This is a genomic window from Rubrivirga sp. (assembly GCF_049648075.1).
In the GTDB taxonomy this organism is placed as follows: Bacteria; Bacteroidota; Rhodothermia; order Rhodothermales; family Rubricoccaceae; genus Rubrivirga.
Genome location: NZ_JBARYR010000064.1, coordinates 1 through 3,479, shown reverse-complemented (window position 1 = coordinate 3,479; position 3,479 = coordinate 1). Strand labels below are relative to the sequence as shown.

The following is a 3,479-nucleotide window of genomic DNA, read 5'->3' as shown; positions in this document are numbered from 1 at the left end:
GAGCGACAACGCGCCCATACGGCGCCCAGGGTCGCCCTCTAGTGGGATCCGAGCCCTCTCCCCTCTCCATGCCTAAGGCGATGACCAGGACGGTCACGCGGCCTCTGAGGGCCTCCTAGCCGTCGTGTTGATCGAGGAACGCCTCGACCTCGGCCGTGACCAGTTCGTGGATCACGGCGTTCACGCTCCGGCCCGTCTGCTTCGCCACCCACTTCAGCTTGAGGTAGAGCGGCTCGGGTAGACGGAGTGCGTAGCCCTTTACGACGTCCTCCCGAACGCCCTCTCGCTCCCACGGCCGCACACCGTCGTCTCGGGACACGCGCGTCCTCGAGGGCGACTCCGTACGAGGGAGAGCACCCGGAGTCGGCGTGGCCCTCTCGCTCCGTCCGCTCCCGGACCCCGGCGACTCGGCGGCCTCGACGAACGCGCTCGCGGCCCGCTCCTGCTCGGGGGTCAGCGTCTTCTTGGGGGGACGGCCTCTCATGGGGTCGATTGGGTGTGATATGATATGATATCAGAGCGCTACGCTCCGCCGAACACTGCCCCGTACCACTGCTCCATCTCGGAGACGGCCTTCGCGTCGGGCTCCGGGACCTCCGCCACCCCCCTCCCCTCGCTCGCCGCGCGGCGGTACGCGATTCGGTCCCGCACCACGACGCCCGCCAGGTCCAGGTGCTCGAACTCGGCCACCAGCGCCTCGGCCTCCTCGGCCTCCCGCACCCGGGGGTGCGTCGACGCCCGATTGAACACGACTGACGCCCGGAGCGACGGGTTGATCGCCTGGACCTGCTCCACCAGCCCGTCGACCTGCTCCAGCGTCCACACGTCGAACTGCGACGCCTGGACCGGGACGAACAGCCGGTCCGCCACCACCATCGCGCTCCGCAGTTCGACGCTGTCCCGGCCCCCGGCGTCGACCACGACGTCGCTGTACCGGCCCGCCAGGTCGGTCACCTGACGCGACACGCCCTTCCCGAACACCTGGACGCACGGGACTGGCGCTAATCCGTCCTCCTCGTCGCGGACCGCCCCCCAGAAGCTCGCGCTCCCCTGCCGGTCGGTGTCCACGAGCAAGACGTCGCCCCCCGCCCCCGCCCGCATCGCGGCCAGGTTGGTCGCCAAGGTCGTCTTTCCTGTCCCCCCCTTCTCTCCGCCGACAAGGACGATCATATGATATCAAATGATATGAAATCATATGATATCATATCGAACCCATCTACGCAAGCCTCTCGGTCCTTGATGAACAGGGGACGGACTGCGTAGCGAGTTGGACCCACCGCTATCGCATGAGCAATCGACATAGCAGACGCTCAATATGATATCATATCATATGACACGCTATCAGCCGGGTCGAGTCGAACAAACGAGCCTAATGGTCACGGACGACTGGAGTGGGGGAGGGGGCCAAGGTCGAACGTTCACCCAAGGTCACGACCGCCAGTTCGTCCCACCGCGTCGTATACCGCGGGCTCATCCGCTCCCGACGCATCTCCCACGCTGGAGCTCCGCTCGTGTCCCGCGTCCTCCGCAACGTCGACGGACGCCCCTGCGACGACACCACGACGGCCCGCTTCCCGAACTTCCGGTTCGCCGCGTCGAGCGCCTCCATCAACGCCGCGCGCCGCACTCGGTCGGCCGTCGTCTGCACGTCCTCGATGGCGCGGAGAGATGGACCGCCGAACAGCGACCGCTGCTCGGTGCCAGCGGGTCGGATCTCCGACAGCGTAACGCCCGCCTTCCGGTACCGGTACGGACGTCCTCGTACGTCGACCTCGAGGTGGCACCGTCCTAGGCACCGCCGTGCCGCCGCTACCAGCGCCGTCGAGTCCGACGACGCCTCGGCGAGCATCTCGCCTCTCGCCGCCGACCGATGCGGGCCGGCTCCGTAGTGCTTCGTCGTGATGAGCGCCTCGATGTGCCCCGCCACCAGCCCCTCGCGCCGCAGCTTCTCCGCCGCCCGCGCCGCGTGCGTCGCCACGGCCTGCGAGAGAGGGGAGAGGTCCGTGACCGGCTCGCCAAAGCTGCGCGACTTCACGAGCGTCTTCCGCACCGGCGCGTCCTCGAGGGCGAGACAGGCCACGCCTCCAAGCTCCATCGCCGTGCGGGCCAGTACGACGTTGAACCGCTGCCGAACGAGGGCGCTCGGCAGACGGGCCAGGTCCGCCGCCGTCGCCGCGCCCATCGCCTCGAGCCGCTTCGACCACCGCCGGCCGACGCCCCACACGTCGCCGACCGCCATCGACTCGAGCCACGCGTCGCGGTCAGGATGACCCCATAGGCACACGCACGGCTCACCACCGGCCTTGAGCCGTGCCTTCGCCCATTCGCTCGCCGCCTTGGCGAGCGTCTTCGTCTCGGCCCACGACACCCGGACTGGGATCCCCGTCCACCGCAGCACCTTCGCTCGGATCTCGCGTGCCCGGCGCTCCATCTCAGCGCAGACCTCATCCGGCGTTCCGTCCGGCATCGGCACGCTCAGAAACGCCTCGTCGACGGAGTACACCTCGAGGTCGGGCGTCACGGTCTCCAACGTCGCCATGACCCGGCGCGACATGTCGCCGTACAACGTGTAGTTGCTCGAGAACACGCGGACACCGGCCGTCGCGAGCTCGTCCTTCACCTTGAAGAACGGAGCGCCCATCGGGACGCCCAGGTCCTTGACCTCCTGGCTCCGCGCGATCACGCACCCGTCGTTGTTCGACAACACGGCGACCGGCACGCCCTCGAGGCTCGGATCGAAGACCCGCTCGCACGAGCAGTAGAACGCCGAGCAGTCGACCAAGGCGAACAGCCGTCGCGGTCGCTCACCCGTCCTCGAGGCCGAGGAGCTCGGTGCGCCCGACCTCGAGGTCGACTCGTTCGGGTGCCGGCTCATGTCGTCCACCGCGGCCCCTGGCGCGCGTTGTGGAGAACGAACGTGACCACACCCCAGATCACCAGCTCCTGGCCCTCGTAGAGCTCGATCGGCGGGTACTCCGGGTTCGCCGCCAACAACTTCGTCCGGCCGGCCCGCCGCGAGAACCGCTTGACCGTCAGCTCGCCGTCGACCGACGCCACCACGATGTCGCCGTGGGCCGGCTCGATCGCCCGGTCGACGAGCAGCAGATCCCCGCTCAGGATCCCGGCCCCGACCATCGACTCGCCCTCGGACTGCATCCAGTAGCACGACGGCGACAACGCGTTCGTCAACTCGTGCATGTCGAGGTGGCCCTCGACGTAGTCGTCGGCGGGCGACGGGAACCCAGCCGAGACGCGCGAGAGCACGAACGGGAGCGGCGGGCCAGGAGCCACGTCAGCGGCGGCGACCCAGGCCGTGATGACCAGCGCGCCCGGCGTCAGGGCCGACCTCGAGGCGCCGTCACCGGAGACCGCGCCGTCGCCGGACAAGTCCGAGCCGGACAGATCGAACAAGAAGGGCATGAGAGAGGGGAGGGGGCGCACCCGACGAACGCTCCTCCCCTCTGCCACCCGGTGTGTCA

General features: G+C 68.8%; 4 protein-coding genes. All 4 read right to left on the bottom strand.

Translation table 11 applies throughout. The annotated features are described in order from the left end of the window. Positions 1-115: 115 nt before the first annotated feature. Positions 116-484: a hypothetical protein gene (locus tag WBA11_RS01905; protein WP_424519037.1), complete on the bottom strand. Its 369-nt coding sequence runs from the start codon at positions 482-484 to the stop codon at positions 116-118. A gap of 38 nt (positions 485-522) precedes the next feature. Next, complete coding sequence (locus WBA11_RS01900) at positions 523-1,170, bottom strand: AAA family ATPase (RefSeq protein ID WP_424519036.1); 648 nt, start codon at positions 1,168-1,170, stop codon at positions 523-525. Between the two features lie 199 nt (positions 1,171-1,369). Next, positions 1,370-2,875 (bottom strand): Y-family DNA polymerase, encoded by a 1,506-nt coding sequence (locus tag WBA11_RS01895; RefSeq protein WP_424519035.1) that lies wholly within the window; start codon positions 2,873-2,875, stop codon positions 1,370-1,372. Further along, a complete protein-coding gene (locus WBA11_RS01890) occupies positions 2,872-3,420 on the bottom strand; it encodes a LexA family protein (RefSeq protein WP_424519034.1) in 549 nt (182 codons plus the stop codon). Before WBA11_RS01890 ends, WBA11_RS01895 begins: the two co-directional genes overlap by 4 nt. Positions 3,421-3,479: the final 59 nt, after the last annotated feature.

Coding starts and splice junctions, on each gene's coding strand:
- WBA11_RS01900 (WP_424519036.1), bottom strand. CDS start 1,170: ATGATCGTCCTTGTCGGCGGAGAGAAGGGGGGGACAGGAAAGACGACC.
- WBA11_RS01890 (WP_424519034.1), bottom strand. CDS start 3,420: ATGCCCTTCTTGTTCGATCTGTCCGGCTCGGACTTGTCCGGCGACGGC.
- WBA11_RS01895 (WP_424519035.1), bottom strand. CDS start 2,875: ATGAGCCGGCACCCGAACGAGTCGACCTCGAGGTCGGGCGCACCGAGC.
- WBA11_RS01905 (WP_424519037.1), bottom strand. CDS start 484: ATGAGAGGCCGTCCCCCCAAGAAGACGCTGACCCCCGAGCAGGAGCGG.